Source organism: Paenibacillus cisolokensis (assembly GCF_050481165.1).
GTDB classification, from domain to species: Bacteria; Bacillota; Bacilli; order Paenibacillales; family Paenibacillaceae; genus Paenibacillus_AH; species Paenibacillus_AH cisolokensis.
The window spans coordinates 75,512-94,760 of record NZ_JBCNFP010000101.1 but is presented as its reverse complement, the minus strand read 5'-3'; the positions used below and the strand labels follow the sequence as shown (position 1 = coordinate 94,760).

21 protein-coding genes are annotated in these 19,249 nt (G+C 57.8%); 1 reads left to right on the top strand and 20 read right to left on the bottom strand.

Features of this window, described 5'->3' with window-relative positions; translation table 11 throughout:
- Positions 1 to 23: 23 nt before the first annotated feature.
- The 5 genes from ABEV74_RS17020 to lspA all read right to left on the bottom strand — a co-directional run bounded on the left by ABEV74_RS17020 (position 24) and on the right by lspA (position 4,665).
- A complete protein-coding gene (locus ABEV74_RS17020) occupies positions 24 to 923 on the bottom strand; it encodes an aspartate carbamoyltransferase catalytic subunit (protein ID WP_430147822.1) in 900 nt (299 codons plus the stop codon).
- Between the two features lie 18 nt (positions 924 to 941).
- Positions 942 to 1,466 carry a bifunctional pyr operon transcriptional regulator/uracil phosphoribosyltransferase PyrR gene (gene pyrR, locus ABEV74_RS17015; RefSeq protein ID WP_062492421.1) on the bottom strand — a complete coding sequence of 175 codons (525 nt, stop codon included), beginning with the start codon at positions 1,464 to 1,466 and terminating at the stop codon, positions 942 to 944.
- 326 nt (positions 1,467 to 1,792) lie between these two features.
- Complete coding sequence (locus tag ABEV74_RS17010; RefSeq protein ID WP_062492420.1) at positions 1,793 to 3,028, bottom strand: LL-diaminopimelate aminotransferase; 1,236 nt, start codon at positions 3,026 to 3,028, stop codon at positions 1,793 to 1,795.
- Positions 3,029 to 3,191: 163 nt separating this feature from the next.
- Positions 3,192 to 4,157, bottom strand: coding sequence for an RluA family pseudouridine synthase (locus tag ABEV74_RS17005; protein WP_430147818.1), 966 nt, complete (start codon positions 4,155 to 4,157; stop codon positions 3,192 to 3,194).
- The gene (lspA, locus tag ABEV74_RS17000) at positions 4,111 to 4,665 is read right to left on the bottom strand and encodes a signal peptidase II (RefSeq protein WP_430147815.1); all 555 of its coding nucleotides are present in this window, start codon (positions 4,663 to 4,665) and stop codon (positions 4,111 to 4,113) included. The genes ABEV74_RS17005 and lspA overlap by 47 nt, the downstream gene beginning before the upstream one ends.
- 151 nt (positions 4,666 to 4,816) lie before the next feature.
- Between lspA and ABEV74_RS16995 the strand changes: the two genes are divergently transcribed.
- Positions 4,817 to 5,542 carry a TraR/DksA C4-type zinc finger protein gene (locus tag ABEV74_RS16995; protein WP_062492418.1) on the top strand — a complete coding sequence of 242 codons (726 nt, stop codon included), beginning with the start codon at positions 4,817 to 4,819 and terminating at the stop codon, positions 5,540 to 5,542.
- An 89-nt stretch (positions 5,543 to 5,631) separates the two neighbouring features.
- Here ABEV74_RS16995 and ABEV74_RS16990 read toward each other — a convergent pair whose 3' ends face one another.
- The 15 genes from ABEV74_RS16990 to ftsA all read right to left on the bottom strand — a co-directional run bounded on the left by ABEV74_RS16990 (position 5,632) and on the right by ftsA (position 19,127).
- Positions 5,632 to 5,964, bottom strand: coding sequence for a DUF5665 domain-containing protein (locus ABEV74_RS16990; protein ID WP_430147813.1), 333 nt, complete (start codon positions 5,962 to 5,964; stop codon positions 5,632 to 5,634).
- A 122-nt stretch (positions 5,965 to 6,086) separates the two neighbouring features.
- Complete coding sequence (gene ileS, locus ABEV74_RS16985) at positions 6,087 to 9,179, bottom strand: isoleucine--tRNA ligase (RefSeq protein ID WP_430147810.1); 3,093 nt, start codon at positions 9,177 to 9,179, stop codon at positions 6,087 to 6,089.
- Between the two features lie 200 nt (positions 9,180 to 9,379).
- Positions 9,380 to 9,577 carry a hypothetical protein gene (locus ABEV74_RS16980; protein ID WP_062492415.1) on the bottom strand — a complete coding sequence of 66 codons (198 nt, stop codon included), beginning with the start codon at positions 9,575 to 9,577 and terminating at the stop codon, positions 9,380 to 9,382.
- 92 nt (positions 9,578 to 9,669) lie between these two features.
- On the bottom strand, positions 9,670 to 10,185 hold the full coding sequence (locus ABEV74_RS16975; RefSeq protein WP_062492414.1) for a DivIVA domain-containing protein: 516 nt from the start codon (positions 10,183 to 10,185) through the stop codon (positions 9,670 to 9,672).
- Between the two features lie 86 nt (positions 10,186 to 10,271).
- Positions 10,272 to 11,066 (bottom strand): YlmH family RNA-binding protein, encoded by a 795-nt coding sequence (locus tag ABEV74_RS16970; RefSeq protein WP_062492413.1) that lies wholly within the window; start codon positions 11,064 to 11,066, stop codon positions 10,272 to 10,274.
- A gap of 33 nt (positions 11,067 to 11,099) precedes the next feature.
- Complete coding sequence (locus tag ABEV74_RS16965; RefSeq protein ID WP_256364517.1) at positions 11,100 to 11,366, bottom strand: YggT family protein; 267 nt, start codon at positions 11,364 to 11,366, stop codon at positions 11,100 to 11,102.
- Positions 11,367 to 11,373: 7 nt separating this feature from the next.
- Positions 11,374 to 11,829 (bottom strand): cell division protein SepF, encoded by a 456-nt coding sequence (locus tag ABEV74_RS16960; protein ID WP_062492412.1) that lies wholly within the window; start codon positions 11,827 to 11,829, stop codon positions 11,374 to 11,376.
- Positions 11,830 to 11,833: 4 nt separating this feature from the next.
- Positions 11,834 to 12,550, bottom strand: a complete 717-nt coding sequence (locus ABEV74_RS16955; protein WP_062496689.1) for a YggS family pyridoxal phosphate-dependent enzyme — start codon at positions 12,548 to 12,550, stop codon at positions 11,834 to 11,836.
- Positions 12,551 to 12,558: 8 nt separating this feature from the next.
- On the bottom strand, positions 12,559 to 13,416 hold the full coding sequence (pgeF, locus tag ABEV74_RS16950; RefSeq protein WP_430147806.1) for a peptidoglycan editing factor PgeF: 858 nt from the start codon (positions 13,414 to 13,416) through the stop codon (positions 12,559 to 12,561).
- Positions 13,417 to 13,472: 56 nt separating this feature from the next.
- Entirely contained in the window at positions 13,473 to 13,751 is a 279-nt protein-coding gene (locus ABEV74_RS16945) for a YlmC/YmxH family sporulation protein (RefSeq protein ID WP_430147804.1), read from the bottom strand.
- Positions 13,752 to 13,923: 172 nt separating this feature from the next.
- Positions 13,924 to 14,706 (bottom strand): RNA polymerase sporulation sigma factor SigG, encoded by a 783-nt coding sequence (sigG, locus tag ABEV74_RS16940; RefSeq protein WP_062492409.1) that lies wholly within the window; start codon positions 14,704 to 14,706, stop codon positions 13,924 to 13,926.
- Between the two features lie 126 nt (positions 14,707 to 14,832).
- Complete coding sequence (sigE, locus tag ABEV74_RS16935) at positions 14,833 to 15,555, bottom strand: RNA polymerase sporulation sigma factor SigE (RefSeq protein ID WP_062492408.1); 723 nt, start codon at positions 15,553 to 15,555, stop codon at positions 14,833 to 14,835.
- Between the two features lie 32 nt (positions 15,556 to 15,587).
- Positions 15,588 to 16,520 (bottom strand): sigma-E processing peptidase SpoIIGA, encoded by a 933-nt coding sequence (spoIIGA, locus tag ABEV74_RS16930; protein ID WP_430147801.1) that lies wholly within the window; start codon positions 16,518 to 16,520, stop codon positions 15,588 to 15,590.
- 241 nt (positions 16,521 to 16,761) lie between these two features.
- Positions 16,762 to 17,868 carry a cell division protein FtsZ gene (ftsZ, locus tag ABEV74_RS16925; protein WP_062492406.1) on the bottom strand — a complete coding sequence of 369 codons (1,107 nt, stop codon included), beginning with the start codon at positions 17,866 to 17,868 and terminating at the stop codon, positions 16,762 to 16,764.
- A 14-nt stretch (positions 17,869 to 17,882) separates the two neighbouring features.
- On the bottom strand, positions 17,883 to 19,127 hold the full coding sequence (gene ftsA / locus ABEV74_RS16920; protein WP_430147798.1) for a cell division protein FtsA: 1,245 nt from the start codon (positions 19,125 to 19,127) through the stop codon (positions 17,883 to 17,885).
- Positions 19,128 to 19,249: the final 122 nt, after the last annotated feature.

Sequence of the window (19,249 nt, the reverse complement as noted above, 5' to 3'; positions counted from 1 at the left end):
TTTCGGCTGATCATCCGGTTGTTTTACAGGATCGCCCGCTCGATAACGGCCATCCGGATCGGCACGCCGTGCTCCATCTGCGCAAATATTTTCGACTGCGGATGCTCGACCAGCTCGTCGTCGATCTCCACGTTGCGGTTGACCGGCGCCGGATGCATAATAATCGCGTGCGGCGCCAGCCGGCCGGCACGCTCCGCCGTCAGGCCGTAATGCTCGCGATATTCCTCGGCCGACTTCAGCATGCCGCTCTCGTGCCGCTCCAGCTGCACGCGCAGCATCATGACGACATCGGCCCGGAGCGCCTCGTCGAAGCTCACATACGGCGCATCGAGCTCCGGCGCCTGCATGTTCGGAGGCGCGCAGAACGAAACTTTGGCGCCGAACTTATGCAGCGCCCACAAGTTCGAGCGCGCCACCCGGCTGTGCAGGACGTCGCCGACGATCGCGACGTGCAGCCCGTCCAGCCGTCCGAAATGTTTGCGCATCGTATACAAATCGAGCAGCGCCTGGGTCGGATGCTCATTGTTTCCGTCGCCGGCATTGATAAGCGGCACCCGTACCGACTCCGCCAGCTCCGCCAGCACGCCGATCGGCTTCAGCCGGATGACGCCGGCGTCGATGCCCATCGATTCCAGCGTACGCACCGTGTCGTAGATCGACTCGCCCTTCTGCACGCTGGAAGCCGCCGCGGTGAAATTGAGCACTTCGGCGCCCAGCCGCTTCTCCGCCATCTCGAAGGAAAAGCGCGTCCGCGTGCTGTTTTCGAAAAACATGTTCGCCACAAACTTCCCTTGAAGCACCGGCTCGATCTTGTTCGGGCGGCTCTCCCAGTACGCCGCGCGATCGAGTATCGCTTCGATCTCGTCGCGGCTTAAGTCCTTCAATCCCAACAGGCTCCGCTGCATCAGCTTGGTCGCTGTCATCTTCAACTGGCCTCCCGTTCAATGAATGATCGTGACTTGGTCGGTATCGTCTATTTCGGTTAGCGACACTTCGATTTGTTCCTGCCTGGAGGTCGGTACGTTTTTCCCGACGTAGTCGGGACGGATCGGCAGTTCGCGATGCCCCCTGTCGACGAGCACAGCCAGCTGTATGGACAGCGGACGGCCGCAATCCATAATGGCGTCCATCGCCGCGCGTATCGTCCTTCCGGTATACAGCACGTCGTCGCACAATATGACCCGCTTCTCTTCCACGTTCAGTACCGCCGCATCGCGGGCGGACGATTTCGTTTTCCGATCGTCCCGGTAAGACGTAATGTCCAGTTCGCCGACCTGCACCGGGCGCTGCTCGATGTCGCGGATGCGCTCGGCGATGCGCCGGGCCAGATAGATGCCCCGGGTGCGGATGCCGACCAGCAGACAGTTGTCAATCCCTTTGTTCTTCTCCACGATCTCGTGCGCGATTCTCGTCAGCGCGCGGCGAATCGCGGTTTCATCCATAATGACGCGTTTATCGGTGCTCACAGCCGCAATCCTCCTTCCGTGTCCGCTACTGCCGCCTCATTCGTAGCGTGCAAAAAAAGCTCCTTGCGATTCGTGCCGCAAGGAGCTTTACCGACCCGGATGCAGACAGAGAACCGCCTTCGGGCGCACGTCAAGCGCGCTCTGGCGTCATTCCTTCTGCGGAATCCGTCGGATCGATCGTTTATTCACGCTACCTTGCCAGCCTCTCGGGACTGAATTAAAGGTACTGCTTTTATTAAAAAGCATTATCCCATGTTCGACAAAAGATGTCAATAGGCCGAACCGCGGGTTCCCGGTTCGGCCTATTCAAGCTTTCGTATTTTTGTTTACAGGCTCAGCTTGCGGATGCGCTCGACCGCTTTTTCCGTATTGTCCCGGCTGCCGAACGCCGTCAGCCGGAAGTAGCCTTGTCCGCTCCGGCCGAAGCCGACGCCCGGCGTGCCGACGATGTGCGCCTCCGACAGCAGCTTGTCGAAGAACGCCCACGAATCGAGTCCGTTCGGCGTTTTGAGCCAGATGTAAGGCGCGTTCACGCCGCCGTATACGTCAAGGCCGAGCGAAGCGAGCCCTTCGCGGATAATGGCCGCGTTGCTCATATAATAATCGACGAGCGCCGCGATCTGCGCCTTGCCTTCCGGCGAATAAATGGCGGCCGCCCCCCGCTGGGTCACATACGAGACACCGTTGAATTTGGTCGAATGCCGTCGATTCCACAAATCGTTGACAAGATGCGCGTTGCCTTGCGGGTCGTACGCCTTCAGCTCGCGGGGAACGACCGTGTACGCGCAGCGGATGCCGGTGAAGCCGGCCGTCTTGGAAAAGCTGCGGAATTCGATCGCCACTTCCTTGGCGCCTTCGATTTCATATATGCTGTGCGGCACATCTTTCTCGCGGATGAACGCTTCGTAAGCCGAATCGTACAAAATGATGCAGCCGTTTTCCCGCGCGTAATCGACCCACTTCTTCAGCTCGTCCTTGCTCAGCGTCATGCCGGTCGGATTGTTCGGGTAGCACAGATAGATCAGATCGACTTTGCGGTCCGGCAGCGCAGGCTTGAAGCCGTTCTCCGCGTTGCAATCCAGATAGACGATATTGGTGTACCGGTTTTCCGTCTTGTCGAATGCGCCGGATCGTCCCGCCATCACATTCGTATCGACATAGACCGGATACACCGGGTCCTGTACGGCCACAACGCTGTCGGCGCTAAAAATCTCCTGAATGTTGCCGACGTCGCATTTCGATCCGTCGCTGACAAACACTTCATTGGATTGAATATCGATGCCGCGAGCCTTGTAGTCGTGCTCGATAATGGCCTCGATCAGAAAATCGTATCCTTGTTCCGGTCCGTATCCGCGAAACGTCTCCGGTCTCGCCATTTCATCGACGGCGGCGTGCATCGCCTGAATGACCGCTTCCGGCAAAGCGCGCGTGACGTCGCCGATCCCGAGCGAAATAATTTGCGCATCCGGATGTTCTTGCACAAATTTCGTGCGGCGCTTGGCGATTTCGGAGAACAGGTAGCTGCCCTGCAGTTCCAGATAATGATGATTAATGTTGGTCACGATAAGCTCCACCTTTCCCGTCGAGTGGTTAATCAACGAATAGAGCCGGGACGGCTCCCGGCTCCGCGCTGATATAAGGATAACCTACTTTCGTGGCCGACATTAATGCAGGAAAATGCAAAAAGTTTGCACTTTTCGCCAGACCATACAGCCGGTTTCGCCGCTATCGGCTGCGCAATTCCGCTATGACCCGCTCCATGTCGGGCGGGACGGGGGACGAAAATTCAAGATACTCCTCCGTAGCCGGATGGACGAAGCCGAGCGTCGCCGCATGAAGCGCCTGGCCGCCGAGCTTGACGGTGCGCGACGGACCGTATACGGGATCGCCCGCCAGCGGGTGGCCGATATGCTTCATATGGACGCGGATCTGGTGCGTCCGGCCCGTCTCGAGCTGCAGCTCAAGCAGCGTGAAGTCGCCGAACCGCTCCAATACGGCAAAATGGGTGACCGCATCTTTGCCGTTACGGTCCGTTACGGCGAACAGCTTCCGGTTTTTCGGATCGCGGCCGATCGGCGCATCGATCGTCCCCCGGTCGTGAGGGATATTGCCGTGCGCCAGCGCAATGTACACCCGCGATACCGTATGCGCCTTCAACTGGGCGGCAAGCCACAGATGGGCCCGGTCGTTCTTGGCCGCCATCAGCAGGCCGGAAGTGTCCTTGTCGATCCGGTGCACGATGCCGGGCCGGAGCTGGCCGTTAATGCCCGACAGATCGCGGCAGTGATGCATCAGCGCATTGACGACCGTCCCCGACGTATGGCCGGGCGCAGGATGGACGACCATGCCGCGCGGCTTGTCGATGACGATGACGTCTCGGTCTTCATACACGACGTTCAGCGGGATATCTTCGGGCAATATGGCCGTCTGCTCCGGTTCGGGCGGCTGAATGACGACGATATCGCCGTCGGCCGTCCGGTAGTTCGGCTTGACCGTCTGCCCGTTCACCTTGACGGCGCCCGACCTGATCCAATCCTGAACCTGGGTACGGGATACCGCCTCGTCCGCGATGCAGTCCGTCGCTAATTTGTCGAGACGCTGCCCCGCTTCGTCCGCCCCGACGACGAATTCCAACGGTTCTTCTTCATGGTAATCGCTGTTGCCGTTCATGCTGTCCGTTCCCTTCTTCATCTGTCTGCTGTTCCGACGCTTGTCCGCCGTCCGCCGACACGACGCCGTCTTGAGGTTCGCGGGTAAGGAAGGAGTCCAGCAGGATGAGAATGACGCCGCATACGATGCCGATGTCCGCTACGTTAAATATCGGAAACGTATAGCTTCCGAAATTAAATTGGAAAAAGTCGACGACTTCCCCTTTGAACAGCCGGTCGATAAAATTGCCGCACGCGCCTCCGAGCACCAGCCCGAGCGCGATCATCATCAGCGGCCGGCCGGTTTTGCGGTTAAACTGTATGTACCAGATCAAGCCTCCGACGACGATTACCGTCACGATCAAAAAGAAAAGGCGCTGATTTTCCAAAATGCTGAAGGCGGCACCGGTATTGCGAATGGATGTAATTTGAAAAAAGGTGCCGATAACGTTTATTTTTTCGTAAAGCTCGAGGTTGTTTTCAATCCATTTTTTCGTAATGAAATCGACAATAAAGATGAACAACGCGATCCCGTACGAATAATATCTCATCCACATTTCCCCCTTGTCGCGACTATTGTAGCATAAGCCCGTTCCGGCTACCAGTGCGCGTTTCCATAGATGACCATTGTTGAAAAAGCGGCCGTCCGCTCAAACTAAACCGGCAAGGCGTTTAACCGATTATAAAGGAAGGTGATGTCGCGTGACTACGACTTTAAGCGAAGCCCGGCTGGCGGAGCTGCGCTCCCGCCTCGAGGCGGCCAAAGCCGAAGCCGAGCGAAGACTTGCGGGCAACGATCATTACGGCCTCGCCGATTCGCTGCGGGAAGAGACGGGCGAGCTGTCGGCGATCGACAATCATCCGGCCGATGTCGGTTCGGAAATGTTCGAGAGAGGCAAGGACGTCGCCTTGCTGGAAAAAGACGATCTCCGGCTGCGCCGCATCGACGCCGCTCTCCATGCGATATCCGAAGGGACGTACGGCCGCTGTCTGACATGCGGGGAGGCGATTCCTTACGAACGGCTCGAAGCGGTGCCGGACACGCTGTACTGCAAAAAGCATTCGCCCCGGCAGGAGGTGTCCTTGCGCCGTCCGGCGGAAGAGGATATGCTGGACAATCCGTTCGGGCGCAGCAGCATGGACGAGGAATCGTCCTATAACGGCTTCGACGGCGAGGACGCCTGGCAAATCGTCGAGTCATGGGGCAATTCCGATTCGCCGGCCCTGGCCGAAAATCCGAATGACGCGAGCTATGACGACATGTCCGTCGAAAACGACGAAAGCGACGGCTATGTAGAGCCGCTCGAAAGCTTCTTGGCCACCGATATTACCGGCCGCCATATCAGCGTCGTCCGCAATCGCGAATACCGCGATTATTTGGAGCGCCGCGAAGGCGACCGCGCGCTCGAAGTTTCCGAGGAGCCGTAACCTCCGCTCTGACGGGGATGCGGTTTGACCGTCCACCACACGACACGTCGCTCGCCGGGACCGCCATCCGCGTCCGCGTCCAACAGCGTTCAATAAGCTTTGCCTTCCAGCTGGATCTGCACGATGCGGACGATATCGGCGATATAGTCGCCGATAATGGGCAAGTTCAAGGCGCCGAGGATGCGCAGCACATACAGAATCGTGGCGGCGAAAAACGTAAAGCCGATCGCGATGCCGACGCCCCGCGCCGTGCCGGCCAGCAAATTCCGCCACAGGAGCGAAAAAGGGCGGTTGAGCAAATCGACATAATCGGCAATATGCGACCGTTCCATATCTGCGGCCATCTTCTGCAGCCGCCGGTCAACCAGATCGAGCGACTGACGGAGCTTGTCCAGCTCCCGATTCTTTTCGTTCATGAACATCCCTCCATCATTCGAGATATATGGCAAAACAGACGAGCCTATGCGCCGCCCGGTGCCGCCGCAAGGGCGGCGGGGTGACGGCGCGAAGGTCCCGTCTGTTTCCCGCTGTTTCTAGCATAACCTTACGCCCGGATCAAAATTCCAATTTCTTTGTCTCCAAGCCGGACGCGTTCCATCGCATCGTCCTTGCCGTACGTTACACCGCTGATCAGAACGTTGTCGTACAGCAGCCGCTCGAACGCATCGAGCGCGGACCGCAGCTCGTCGTCGACGTCCAGCGTCAGCTTAACGCGCTGCTCAATCGGCAGGTCGAGCTTCTTGCGCGTATCCTGCACGGCACGGATCACCTCGCGCACCCAGCCTTCCTGCTCCAGCTCCGGCGTAACGTCCGTATTGAGCGCCGCCGTCAGCCCGTATCCCGAAGCCGACGCAAAACCGGATTTGGCCCGTTTCTCGACGAGCAGCTCATCGAGCGAAATGAACAGCTCCTCGCCGTCGGCCGTCGTGAACGTCAGCCCGCCGTTCTGAACGGCCCGGCGCGCGCCTTCCGGCGACAGTTCTTTCAAATGCGCCTGGATCGGACCGACCTGTTTGCCGTACTTTTTGCCGGCAACCTTCAGATTGAGCTTCAGCGCGAAATCGACAAATCCGCTGTCGCTCGTCTCTACGCGAATCGACTTGACGTTGATCTCGTCGCGGATAATGTCCTCGTAGGCCGCGACATCGAATTCGCGGTCCAGCGATACGATCAGCTCGGCGAGCGGCTGGCGCGTCTTGATGCCGGTTTCGTTGCGCACGTTGCGCGCCAGCTCGACGATCCGGCGGGCGGTTTCCATATCCTGTTCCAGCTGCGGGTCGATCGCCGACTCGTCCGCCGTCGGATAGTCGGCCAGATGGACGCTCTCCCCGCCTCCGAGATTGCCGTACACGTCGTCGGCGAGCAGCGGCGCGAACGGCGCAATCAGACGGGAAAGCGTCAGCAGCACATGCCGCAAGGTGCCGTATGCGGCAAGTTTGTCTTCGGTCAGCCCGCTGCCCCAGAAGCGGTCGCGGGAACGGCGGATGTACCAGTTGCTCAGCTCGTCGACAAATTGCTCGATCGCCTTGGCGGAGTTCAGGAAATCGTTGGCGTCGAGCCCTTTGACGACGGCGGCGACAAGCGAGTTCAGCCGCGACACGATCCAGCGGTCCAGCTTGTTCGCCGAAGGCTCGTACGGATGGGCTGCCGGATCGTACCCGTCGATGTCGGCGTATAGCGCGAAGAACGCATGCGTATTGACGATCGTGTCAATGACCTTCGATTTCGCTTCGGCCACGATCGCTTTCGAGAACCGCTTGCTGTTCCAAGGCGCGCTGTCGGCGAGCAGCGCCCAGCGGAAGGCGTCGGTGCCGTACGCTTCGATAATTTCCCACGGATCGATGACATTGCCTTTCGACTTGGACATCTTCTGGCCGTTCTCGTCGAGAATATGGCCGGTGGAAATGACCGCCTTGTAAGGCGCCTTGCCGTTGTACAGCGTCGATACGGCGAGCAGGCTGAAAAACCATCCGCGCGTCTGGTCGATGCCTTCGCAGATCATGTCGGCCGGATACTGCTCCTCGAACAGCTCCTTGTTCTCGAACGGGTAATGATACTGGGCGAACGGCATCGAGCCGCTGTCGAACCAGACGTCGATCACTTCCGGCGTGCGCGTCATGACTCCGCCCTCGCAGTGCGGACAGGACAGCTTCACTTCGTCGACGTAAGGCTTGTGGAGTTCCAGATCCGCCGGCACTTCGCCGATCGCCCGCTCGCGCAGTTCGCGCAGGCTGCCCGGCGCGCATTCGCCCCCGCAGCTGTCGCACACCCATACGTTGAGCGGCGTTCCCCAATACCGGTTGCGGCTGATGTTCCAATCGACCAGATCTTCCAGAAATTTGCCGAAGCGGCCTTCACGGATATGCCCCGGATACCAGTCAACGCCGTTGTTGTTGGCAATCAGTTGTTCCTTCACCGCGGTCGTCTTGATAAACCAGCTTTCCGTCGCATAATAGAGCAGCGGCGATTTGCAGCGCCAGCAGAACGGATAGCTGTGCTCGTATTTCTCTTTCGCGAACAGCAGCCCTTTCTCGCTCAGCATCTTCACGATATCGACGTCGCAGTCCTTCACGAACCGGCCCGCCAAATCGGTCACCGCGTCCACATATCGTCCGGCCGAATTGACGACGTTCAGCATGCCGATGCCGCTCGCCCGCGCCGCCTTGTAGTCGTCTTCACCATGCGCCGGCGCGATATGAACGATGCCCGTACCGCTCGAGTCGCTGACGAAATCGGCGGCGATGACGACATGTCCGTCTTCGACCGGCACGTAGTTGAACGGCGGTTCGTAGCGCAAGCCCGCAAGCTCCGCTCCTTTGACGCGGCCGACGATTTCGTAGTTCTCCTTGAGCACCTGCTCGGCCAGATTTTCCGCGACGATATACGTTTCGTCCCCTTGCCGCGCCTTCACATACGTAAGCTCCGGATGGACGGCCAGCGCCACGTTCGCCGGCAGCGTCCACGGCGTCGTCGTCCAGGCGAGCACCGCTTCGCCCGTATCCTTCAGCCGAAACTTGACCGTCGCGCTCAAATCTTTGACATCTTCATAGCCTTGCGCGACTTCGTGGGAGCTGAGCGTCGTCTGACAGCACGGACAGTACGGGCTGACCCGATGTCCGCGGTACAACAGCCCTTTCCCGTGAATGGTCGACAGAATATGCCAGACGCTTTCGATGTAGTCGTTGTGCAGCGTGACGTACGGATCGTCCATATCGGTCCAGTACGCGATCGCTTCAGTCAATTCCCGCCATTGCCGCTCGTATTCGAAGACGCTGTCCTTGCATTTCTTGATGAACGCCTCGATGCCGTAATTTTCGATTTCCTGCTTGCCGGAAATGCCGAGCTGCTTCTCCACGCCGAGCTCGACGGGCAGGCCGTGCGTATCCCAGCCTGCTTTGCGGACGACGCGGTAACCGGACATCGTCTTGTAGCGGCCGATGAAATCTTTGATCACGCGCCCGAGCACATGGCCGATATGCGGCGCCCCGTTGGCGGTCGGCGGCCCTTCGTAGAAGACGAAATTCGGCTTGCCGCTGCGGTTCTCGATCGACCGTTTGAACGTGTTCTGCTCCTTCCACTTGGCCAGCACGCGCAGCTCGCGGCTGCGGGCGCTCTCTTTTACATTTACCCTGTTCATGCCCTTATCCAACCCTTTCCTGCAAAAAATAAAAACCCCGCCCTGTAAAGGGACGAGGTTGTCTCGCGTTACCACCCTTGTTCCGCAGCGTTTTCGCCGCATCGGCCCAATCCTGTTCCAGACCGATGACAGACGCGCCGCGGCGCCTTTGTCGCGAACCATCATTCGCGTTCCCGATAACGGGGGAAAGCCGTCGGCACTTACTTGCACCGGCCGACAGCGCCCGGCTGTCCGAAAATGCGCCTCGCGCGCTTTCCGTCCGCCGCTTCGCCGGCCGTGGTTCGGCACCGCTTCTCGGAGATGATTTTCCGCCGGGGCTCGAACACCGGCTTGCAGCATGTCGCCGGCTCTCTGGGGAACGCTCCCGCAGCGTACTCCTTCTCGTCAACGAATCTCATTGGCATTATAAATTGCTGTCAGTTATAGTTATAGCGCAATCGCGCCCCCGTTGTCAAACGGGCAGCTGCCGGAACGATGCGCGCGGCTTCCGCTACATGCTGTGGGAATGCTCCACCTTTAGCGCCGCATCTTCCTTGTCTCTGGCGCCGGATTCGAGCGCTTCCCAGCTTTCGACGCCGAGCAATTCCAGCTGGGCTTCGACCAGCGTCCGGAAACGCGCCCGGTAGATGGACGCCTGCTTCTTCAGCTCCTCTACCTCGAGGGCGATTTTGCGGGATTTGGCGAGCGCCTCGTTAATGATCCGGTCGGCGTTCTTCTCCGCTTCCTTAATAATCAACTGCGCTTCCTTCTTCGCGTTGTTTTTGACTTCATCCGCCGCTTCCTGCGCCACGATGATCGTTTTGCTGAGCGTTTCTTCGATATTCGCAAAATGATCCAGCTTCTCCTGCATCGCGAGCAGTTGGTTTTGCAGTTCCTTATTCTCGCGGATCAGCGCTTCGTAATCTTTGATGACCTGATCGAGAAACTCGTTGACTTCGTCCTCGTCATATCCGCGCAGTCTCCGTCCGAATTCCTTATTATGAATGTCCAATGGCGTCAGCGGCATTGGCGCACCTCCTAAACAAATATATGACGAACAAAGATTTAGTAAAGCAAACAATTCGACATCCATAAGCAAAATCCTGCAAACGTTCAAACAAATCTGCCGATTCTGACGCGGATTCTCCCTTTCTTCGTCACGCCTTCGACATCAAGCACCTTGAAACGGCCGAGCCCCTTGAACGATACCACGTCGCCCGCCTTGAGCGGTTTCGACGGCTCCTCCTCCGTCTTCCAGTTGACCCGACACCGTCCGACTTTGATCGGGTCCGTTATTTTGGAGCGGCTGACCCGGAACACGTCGCTGGCGATTCCGTCCAGGCGCATGGAAGCGACCGTGAGCGCGAGCTCCTCCAGCTTCGGCACGACGGGCACGAGAGCGTCAAGCGGCAAAATTTCGGTCGTCACATGGACGCGATGGACTTGCCGGAGATGGATGTTCAGGTAGTCGGCGATTTCTTCGGCGACGAGGCAATGGCTTCCGTCTTCCCTGACATGAATGTCGCCGATCCGGTCACGCTTGACGCCAAGGCCGAGCAGGGCGCCCAGGTAATCGCCGTGGTCGAGCTCGGCTGTAGCTGTACCGCCCGTTCCGCCGGCGCTTACGGAGAGCACGACGATGCCCGCCGGCTCATCCTCCAGCGAACGGTAGTCCGGAGCGATCAAAGCGCGCTTGCGCTCGGCCTCCGGGTAGCCGCCGTCCGTCCGCAGCCGCACGTCCGGATTGCGGTTCGCGATCGTCTCGAGAATATAAAGCTGCCGCGGATCAAGAAAATCGGTCCGCCTCACCTCATGGCGCTCTGCGGACCGCTCCACCCATTCCGTCGCCCGGTCGACAAACGGCCGTTCGTCGGGATGAAAATGCTCGTAAATTTCTTTATTTGCCATATCCGTATCCTTCTGACGACCATCGTTCGCCGGTTAAATAAAGAATTCGATGACGGCGATCAGCCCGTACGCGACGAACTGCAGCGCGAACACCGCGACGATCGGAGAGATGTCCAGCATGCCGCCGATCGGAGGAATGAAGCGCCTGAACGGCGCGAGGTAAGGCTCGACCAGCTTCCCGAGAATCTGGCCGATGAAGCTTTCGCGGGCGTTAGGGAGCCAGGAAAGAAGAACGTAGCCGATGATCATAAAGGTATATATCGTTTCGAGATTCCAGATCCAGGTTGCGATTGCCTCCAACTCAAGGTCACCTCATTTTTTTGTAGTCGTTCTCATCCGCCAGCATGTCGCTAATGGTGCCTTGAATTTCGACCGTATCCGGAGTACAAAGGAATATATTCGGTCCCACCTTCGAAATGCTGCCGTTCAGCGCATAGACCGTACCGCTCAAAAAGTCGACAACCCGAACGGCGAGATCGGTCCTGACGCGCTGCAGATTGACGATCACCGACCGGTGCGAGCGAAGATGGTCGGCAATCTCCTGCGCCTCGTCATAGGTACGCGGCTCGCTCAGAATGACGCGGACGTTCTTCTGCGCATGAATGCTGACGATATTGCTTCCTTTCATACTTTTACGTTGCACGGCCGGATGCGTTTCATTTTCTTGTTCGTACGCGGCCGGCTCCGTTTCTTTTTCGCGTTCGATAATTTCCTCTTCTTCCTGCAGTCCCAGAAAATTCATAAAACGGTTCATGACGCTCATCGCTTCATACCTCCTCTTTTCCTACCAGTACGGTACCGAGCCGAATCCACGTTGCGCCTTCTTCGACCGCAATTTCAAAATCGTTGGACATTCCCATGGACAATTCCGTCAACGGCTCCGCCGTTGCCGAACGGGCATTCAGCTCGTCCCGCAGGAGGCGAAGCTGCCGGAATACGGGCCGCGTCGCTTCCGGATCTTCCTCATGCGGCGCCATCGTCATCAGTCCGATCGGGCGAATGGAGCGGAACGCGGCAAGCTCCTTGAGGAAATGCTCCGTCTCTTCCGGAGCGAGACCGTGCTTGGACTGTTCGCCGGATACGTTCACCTGGACGAAGCACGGCACGACGATGCCGAGACGCGCCGCATGCCTGTCGATAGCCTGAGCGAGCGACATCCGGTCCAGCGAATGAATGTATGTAAATTTGTCGATGACGTCTTTCACTTTGTTCGATTGCAGCGAGCCGATAAAATGCCAGACGGCTTGTACCGCATAATCGGCGGCGGCGTCCGGTCCGCTGATCGCCCGCCACTTCGGTTCCGCCTGCTGCCACCGGTTTTCGCCCAGGTGGCGGATGCCGCAGCGCAGCGCTTCCAGGACCGTTGCGGTTCCGACATATTTGGTCACGGCAATGATCCGGACCTCTTCCCGGGACCTGCCGCTGCGTGCGCATGCCGCCTGCAGGCGGCGTTCCACCGCGTCAAGTCTGTCCTGCAGCGTCAAAATTCGTTTCACTCCATTCCGATGCCGATCCAGCTGGCCATCCGTCCCGTCCGGCCCCCTTCCGCCCGGAAAGAGAAAAAAAGGTCGGTACGGCAAGCTGTGCACCATTGAGACATTTCGATATGGATCGGCATAATTCCTGCTTTTATCATAATCTGTCGGTTCATTTCTTTCAAGTCGAGCCTCGCCTTGCCTTCTCCCGCCGGTATGATTGCCGGACGGTCGCCGGATATGCCGGATATGCCGGCAAGCGAGCGGACGAGCGGCTCCATCCGCGCGATGACCGGTTCGTCCACTTCGTAGCAGCAGCCGCCGATAGACGGCCCGATCGCCGCGCGGATCGCCGACGGGCGGCTGCCGTATACGGACGTCATCGCCTCGACGGTCCGGCTCGCGATTTCGAGCGCCGTCCCTTTCCAGCCGGCATGCGCCAGCGCGATGACGCCCCGCTCCGGATCGTAGAAATAAAGCGGAACGCAGTCGGCATAGAAGGAGACGAGCAGCACGCCGGGCTCCGCCGTCATGATGGCGTCAGTGGCGGGAATCGCCGATTCCGTCGATTCGCGTCCGCTGCCTTTCTCGTCGGCTCCGATCGCATGCACGCGATCGCCGTGCACTTGCTCGGCGCATGTCCAGGCTTCGAACGGCCAGCCGATCGCTTCCGCGACGATGCGCCGGTTGCGGACGGCATCTTCGGGCCGGTCGCCGACATGCAGGCCGACGTTCAGGCTGTTCCAGGGCGGCCCGCTGACGCCGCCGTTCCTTCCGGTAAATCCGGCGGTCAGCCCTTTATATTGTTTTACCCAAGAAGATAATAAAAAAAGCGAAGGTCCATTCGCCGACGTTCGCTCACGAAACGGTTCCATCAATTCGTCGCACCTCCGCTATCAGTGTACCATAACGCCAAGCGCGAGAGCGACCCTTACACTTCCTGCGCGGCCTCCTCATTCTCCTGGCGGTAAGCTTTGGCGTCGTCTATGCGGACAAGCACGACGTCCGTCCCGATCTTCACAATATTGCGCCACGGAATGACGACGTCCGTCCCGCCGCCGAACATTCCGAAAAACTTCGTGTAATGCGGAACGACGATCGAATCGATCCGTCCGTGCCGCAAATCCAGCTCGATGTCGCTGATTTGCCCGAGCTTTTTGCCGTCCACGATATTAATGACGTCCTTCGCCTGAAAGTCCGATATTTTCAAGTCCGCTCCCCCTTTCCGCCCTTAGTAACCAATATATGAGCCCGAATGGGAAAATGTCCTGTTTGTTTGAAAAAGAGCGGCAGGCGGTCCGCATGTTTTCCGGCACGCGAAAAGCGGCGCCTGCAAGCGCCGCCCGGTATTGCCGCACGCCGCGGATCAAGTCCGCGCGAGGTTATATTTTGACATGCTTCTGCATTTGCTGAATCGCCGATTTCTCCAGCCGGGACACTTGCGCCTGCGAAATGCCGATTTCCTCGGCCACTTCCATCTGCGTCTTCCCCTCGAAAAATCGCATCGACAAAATCATCTTTTCCCGCTCGCCCAGCTTGTGCATCGCTTCCCGCAAGGCGATTTCCTCGATCCAGGTGCCATCCTTGCTCTTCTCGTCGCTCACCTGATCCATCACGTAGATCGGATCGCCGCCATCGTGGTATATCGGCTCGAAGAGCGAAACCGGATCCTGAATGGCGTCAAGCGCAAACACGACATCTTCCTTCGGCACGTTCAGCGCCTCCGATATTTCGAAAATCGTCGGCTCGCGCGAATTTTGGTTCGTCAACGTATCGCGCACCTGCAGCGCCTTATAAGCGATATCGCGCAGGCTCCGCGAGACGCGGATCGGGTTGTTGTCGCGCAGATAGCGGCGAATCTCGCCGATAATCATCGGGACGGCATACGTGGAAAATTTGACATTTTGGCTGAGATCGAAGTTATCGATGGCTTTCATAAGACCGATGCAGCCTACCTGAAACAAGTCATCCACAAATTCGCCGCGGTTGTTGAACCGCTGGATAACGCTCAATACAAGGCGCAAATTTCCGTTAACCAATTTCTCCCTTGCCGACCACTCGTTTCTCGTTTGCAAAGCGGTGAACAGCTCGCGCATTTCAGCGTTTGTCAGGACGGGCAGCTTCGCGGTATCCACACCGCAGATCTCGACTTTGTTTCGGGTCAACGCGATTACCTCCCAAGGAGAAACATTACTGTACATTATCTCCTCGGCCCCCTTTTTTATTCCTGATCCGACAGCGTCCGACAAATACCGCAACCCTCCTCCGGATGGAGAAGGGCCGCGCCGCTCTCAGACCATTTTATTGAATTCTTTGCGCAAACGCTTGATTATCCGTTTCTCAAGCCGCGATATATACGATTGCGAAATGCCGAGCAGGTCGGCGACATCCTTCTGCGTTTTCTCTTCGCCGTCGGCGAGGCCGAAACGCAGCTCCATAATGATCCGTTCGCGCTCGGTCAGCTTGTCGAGCGCTTTATGCAGCAGCTTCCGGTCGACCTGTTCCTCGATATTGCGGTAGATCGTATCGTTCTCCGTCCCCAGCACGTCCGACAGAAGCAATTCGTTGCCGTCCCAGTCGATGTTCAGCGGCTCGTCGAACGACACCTCGGTGCGCGTCTTGCTGTTGCGGCGCAAATACATCAAAATTTCGTTTTCGATGCACCGCGACGCATAGGTGGCCAGCTTGATTTTTTTCTCCGGATCGAACGTGTTGACCGCCTTGATCAGACCGATCGCGCCGATGGAAACGAGATCCTCGATATGAATGCCCGTATTTTCAAACTTGCGGGCGATATACACGACAAGACGCAAATTCCGCTCAATGAGCATCGCCCGGATCGCGGAATCGCCCGAAGGCAGCTTCTCGAGCAAATACTCTTCTTCCTCGCGGGTGAGCGGCGGCGGCAATGCCTCGCTGCCTCCGATATAATAGATTTCTTCGCTCTTTAACCCGAATAAAAATAAAACACGGTAATAATATAACTGCAGGATCAATTTCCATTTGACGAACATGCGGTCCATCCCTCCCAGTAATATTCCGCGGTCTAATTAGCCTTATGAAGCTGCTGCACCAAAGACGGATGAATGATCGCCCGGTACGCCCCATCCGCCGACAACGTTCCGCCATCGAGAGCGACCAGCACCTTGCGGCTTTCCTCCCGCCGCCCGTCCCGCTCGATGCAGACCGAGTCGGGCTTCAGCGCCAGCATGAAGCGCGTGCCGCGGTTGACGCCTCTGTACGGAACGAGACGCAGCCGGTCTTGCCATTTGAACGGTTTTTCATCGCTTATTCCGGCTACAAGACGGTCCACCTGCGACTGGCGGATATGACCCAGCCACGATGCCGGAAGCTCATCTTCCCATACCGACGCTTCCATCACCATCACCGGCGTCCGCGTCAACGGATCGTACAGCTGATTGCCGGTATCGATCAGGCCGATGCAGCGGCGCTCGCATTCGCCGATGAATACCGATACCTCGGCCAGATGATCCGTCAGCAGTTCCCGTTCGCGTCTCCCTCTGACGACGGAACGGTAAATATACAAACCGATGCAAACGGCCGATAACACGAACACGATGCCGGTTTTCAGTTCGGCGCGGACGCCTCCTTCGATAAATGCGAGCCCCTGCCAAATTTCCGAACGGCCCTGCAGCATGTAGTGCGCCCCGAGCACCGCCCCCGCCGCGACAAAATTAACCGCATAAAATGCGGCAACGTTGCGTATGAACGATTGCAAACTCGCAAACCCGAACGCCGTCCAAATCATGAGCAGCGACAGTACGAATTTGATGGCGAACGTAAACAAAAACGATAGCGTCGGAACGAACATGAGCATAACATATGACGCTCCGATCGCCGCAGCGGCCAGCACCTTCCACCAGACGGCCCGGATATCCCGTATCCATGCCGTCATCAGCAAAAGGCTTCCGTCAATCATCAGGTTCATCGCGAACACGACGTCAACATATACTGCCATCGCTTCACCTTCCTGAAGCGGCGCCCGGCAGGCCTGTCAGGCCGAAGCGCTGGAGCGCGATTGAGACTAGTATAGTAAAATACTATTTCAAAGTCTGTCTAATCATGCCGTCAGGAGCAATCTTTTTTTGTCGAGTCTCCGGAGCAAAACAGGGAACCCCTTTCCGCTGCCGTACAGGCTTCGGAAAGGGGTTCCCTGTTATGTTTCGATATCGTTCGATAATGACGAGCGCAAGATACAATCAGCCGCGCGGACGATTGCGCAGGAAAGCCGGAATGTCCAGCTGGTCGTTCGAATGGCTGCCGAACGGCTTCACATTCGTCGCGGACTGGCGCTGTTCCGTGTGCTGCTCGGCCGGCTGCTGATTGAGGACGCGGCCACGGCTTTGATCCGGTTTGGAATCGAAGCCGGTAGCGATGACCGTCACCTTGATTTCGTCCTTCATCTCTTCGTCGATAATCGCGCCGAAAATCATGTTGACCTCCGGATCGGAAGCTTCAATGACGATTTCCGCCGCTTCGTTCACTTCGTACAGCGACAGATTGCTGCCGCCCGTAATATTCATAATGACCCCGCGGGCGCCGTCGATGGACGTCTCGAGGAGCGGGCTCATAATTGCTTTGCGGGCCGCTTCCGCCGCCCGGTTCTCCCCGGAGGCGATGCCGATGCCCATCAGCGCCGAGCCCCGTTCGGTCATAATCGTCTTGACGTCGGCAAAGTCGAGGTTGATCAGGCCCGGTACGGCAATCAGGTCGGAAATGCCCTGTACCGCCTGGCGAAGCACGTTGTCCGCTTCGCGGAACGCTTCGAGCATCGGCGTCTTCTTGTCGACGATTTCGAGCAGACGGTCGTTCGGGATCGTAATGAGCGTATCCACTTTGTCCTTCAGCGCTTCGATGCCCATCTCGGCATGAGCGGAACGCTTCCGCCCTTCGAACGTGAACGGACGGGTCACGACGCCGACCGTCAGCGCGCCGCATTCGCGGGCGATTTCGGCGATTACGGGAGCCGCCCCCGTACCGGTTCCGCCGCCCATGCCGGCGGTGACGAACACCATATCGGCGCCTTTCAGCGTATTACTGATCAGATCGCGAGACTCTTCGGCCGCCTTCTTGCCGACCTCGGGGTTGGCGCCGGCCCCGAGACCGCGGGTCAGCTTGTCTCCGATTTGAAGCTTGTGCTCGGATTTGGACAAATTGAGCGCCTGCGCGTCCGTATTGACCGTAATGAATTCGACGCCTTTGACGCCGTTCTCGATCATCCGGTTCACCGCGTTGCTGCCGCCTCCCCCCACCCCGATTACTTTAATTTGGGCCATCGTTTCCATATCAAAATCGAATTCCAACATTATGATTCCCCCGATCAAATGAATTCGCTAAACATATTTTTGAGCCGTTCGAATATGCCGGGCTTCGGCGCAGCTGCCGCACCGCTCTTGCGGCCAGCCGGCTTCTTGGAACCGCCTCCGCCGCCGCGCAGCTTCATATGCTTCGACACGTACTGGATAATCCCGACACCGCTGCTGAAAGAAGGATCTCTCACGCCGATATAGTCGGGCACCGCGATACGAACCGACGATTCCAGCTCCATCTGGGCCAGTCCCAGCGTTCCGGGCAGCATGACCGTTCCTCCGGTTAATACATAGCCGTTCACCTTGTCCCCGTATCCGAGTCGCCGGACTTCTTCCCGAATCAGATGAAAAATTTCCTGCATGCGCGGCTCAATAATGTTAGCCAAATCCACTTGCGAAAATTCCTTCTCGATATTCGTGCCCATCCGCACAACTTTGAACTTCTGGTCTTCGGCGGCGTCGCTGACGAGCGCGCAGCCGTATTTGAGCTTGATCTTCTCCGCCTGCTCCGTCTGGGTTCTGAGACCGTAGGCGATATCGTTCGTGACGTATTCCCCGCCGATCGGCAGCGTCGAAGTCGCCGCCAGACTGCCCTGATCGAAGATTGCGACCGTCGTGGCGCCCGCTCCCACATCGGCCAGCACCGTTCCCATCGATTTCTCGTCCTTCGTGAGCGACATGACGCCGGAAGCGAGCGACATCAGAATGACGCCGGAAATTTGAAGCCCCGCCTTCTCTACGCAGCGCATCAAATTATGTATCGCCGTCTTCGCTCCGGTGACGATCGTCGCCTCCACTTCGAGGCGGACGCCGATCATGCCGCGAGGATCGGATATGCCTTCAAGCCCGTCCACCAAATACTGCTTCGGGACGAGATTGATAATTTCGCGTTCCGGCGGAAGCGCAACGACCTTGGCCGCCTGCAGCACCCGCTCGATATCTTCTTCGCCGATTTCGCGGTCCTCATTGGAAACCGCCACTACACCATGGTTCGTTTGCAAGGCGATATGGTTGCCCTGGATTCCGACGTACACATCCGTTATTTCAATGCCGACCATCCGTTCCGCATGATCGACGGCTTTGCGTATCGATGTGACGGTCTGGTCGATATCCACGATGGCTCCTTTTCGTATTCCTTCCGAGTCGGCAGATCCAACTCCAATAATATTAATGGCTCCGTTTTTCATTTCGCCAATAATAGCACGAACCTTGGACGTACCGATGTCCAAACTGACAATGATGTCGCTGTTGCTCAACCCGCGGCACCTCCCGTTTCACGATTGCATGTATCATGCGCTTTGCATGAAAATCGCATCTCTTTGTTATAAAATAAATGCATTTCTATCATATTCAACGCGTTATTGACGAAACCTCTTTT

Excerpts from the sequence above, each read along its gene's own strand:
- ABEV74_RS17020 (WP_430147822.1), bottom strand. The coding sequence starts at position 923 with ATGACAGCGACCAAGCTGATGCAGCGGAGCCTGTTGGGATTGAAGGAC.
- ABEV74_RS17005 (WP_430147818.1), bottom strand. The coding sequence starts at position 4,157 with ATGAAGAAGGGAACGGACAGCATGAACGGCAACAGCGATTACCATGAA.
- lspA (WP_430147815.1), bottom strand. The coding sequence starts at position 4,665 with ATGAGATATTATTCGTACGGGATCGCGTTGTTCATCTTTATTGTCGAT.
- ABEV74_RS16990 (WP_430147813.1), bottom strand. The coding sequence starts at position 5,964 with ATGTTCATGAACGAAAAGAATCGGGAGCTGGACAAGCTCCGTCAGTCG.
- ileS (WP_430147810.1), bottom strand. The coding sequence starts at position 9,179 with ATGAACAGGGTAAATGTAAAAGAGAGCGCCCGCAGCCGCGAGCTGCGC.
- ABEV74_RS16980 (WP_062492415.1), bottom strand. The coding sequence starts at position 9,577 with ATGAGATTCGTTGACGAGAAGGAGTACGCTGCGGGAGCGTTCCCCAGA.
- ABEV74_RS16975 (WP_062492414.1), bottom strand. The coding sequence starts at position 10,185 with ATGCCGCTGACGCCATTGGACATTCATAATAAGGAATTCGGACGGAGA.
- ABEV74_RS16970 (WP_062492413.1), bottom strand. The coding sequence starts at position 11,066 with ATGGCAAATAAAGAAATTTACGAGCATTTTCATCCCGACGAACGGCCG.
- ABEV74_RS16960 (WP_062492412.1), bottom strand. The coding sequence starts at position 11,829 with ATGAGCGTCATGAACCGTTTTATGAATTTTCTGGGACTGCAGGAAGAA.
- pgeF (WP_430147806.1), bottom strand. The coding sequence starts at position 13,416 with ATGGAACCGTTTCGTGAGCGAACGTCGGCGAATGGACCTTCGCTTTTT.
- sigE (WP_062492408.1), bottom strand. The coding sequence starts at position 15,555 with ATGTTCGTCAAATGGAAATTGATCCTGCAGTTATATTATTACCGTGTT.
- spoIIGA (WP_430147801.1), bottom strand. The coding sequence starts at position 16,520 with ATGGCAGTATATGTTGACGTCGTGTTCGCGATGAACCTGATGATTGAC.
- ftsZ (WP_062492406.1), bottom strand. The coding sequence starts at position 17,868 with ATGTTGGAATTCGATTTTGATATGGAAACGATGGCCCAAATTAAAGTA.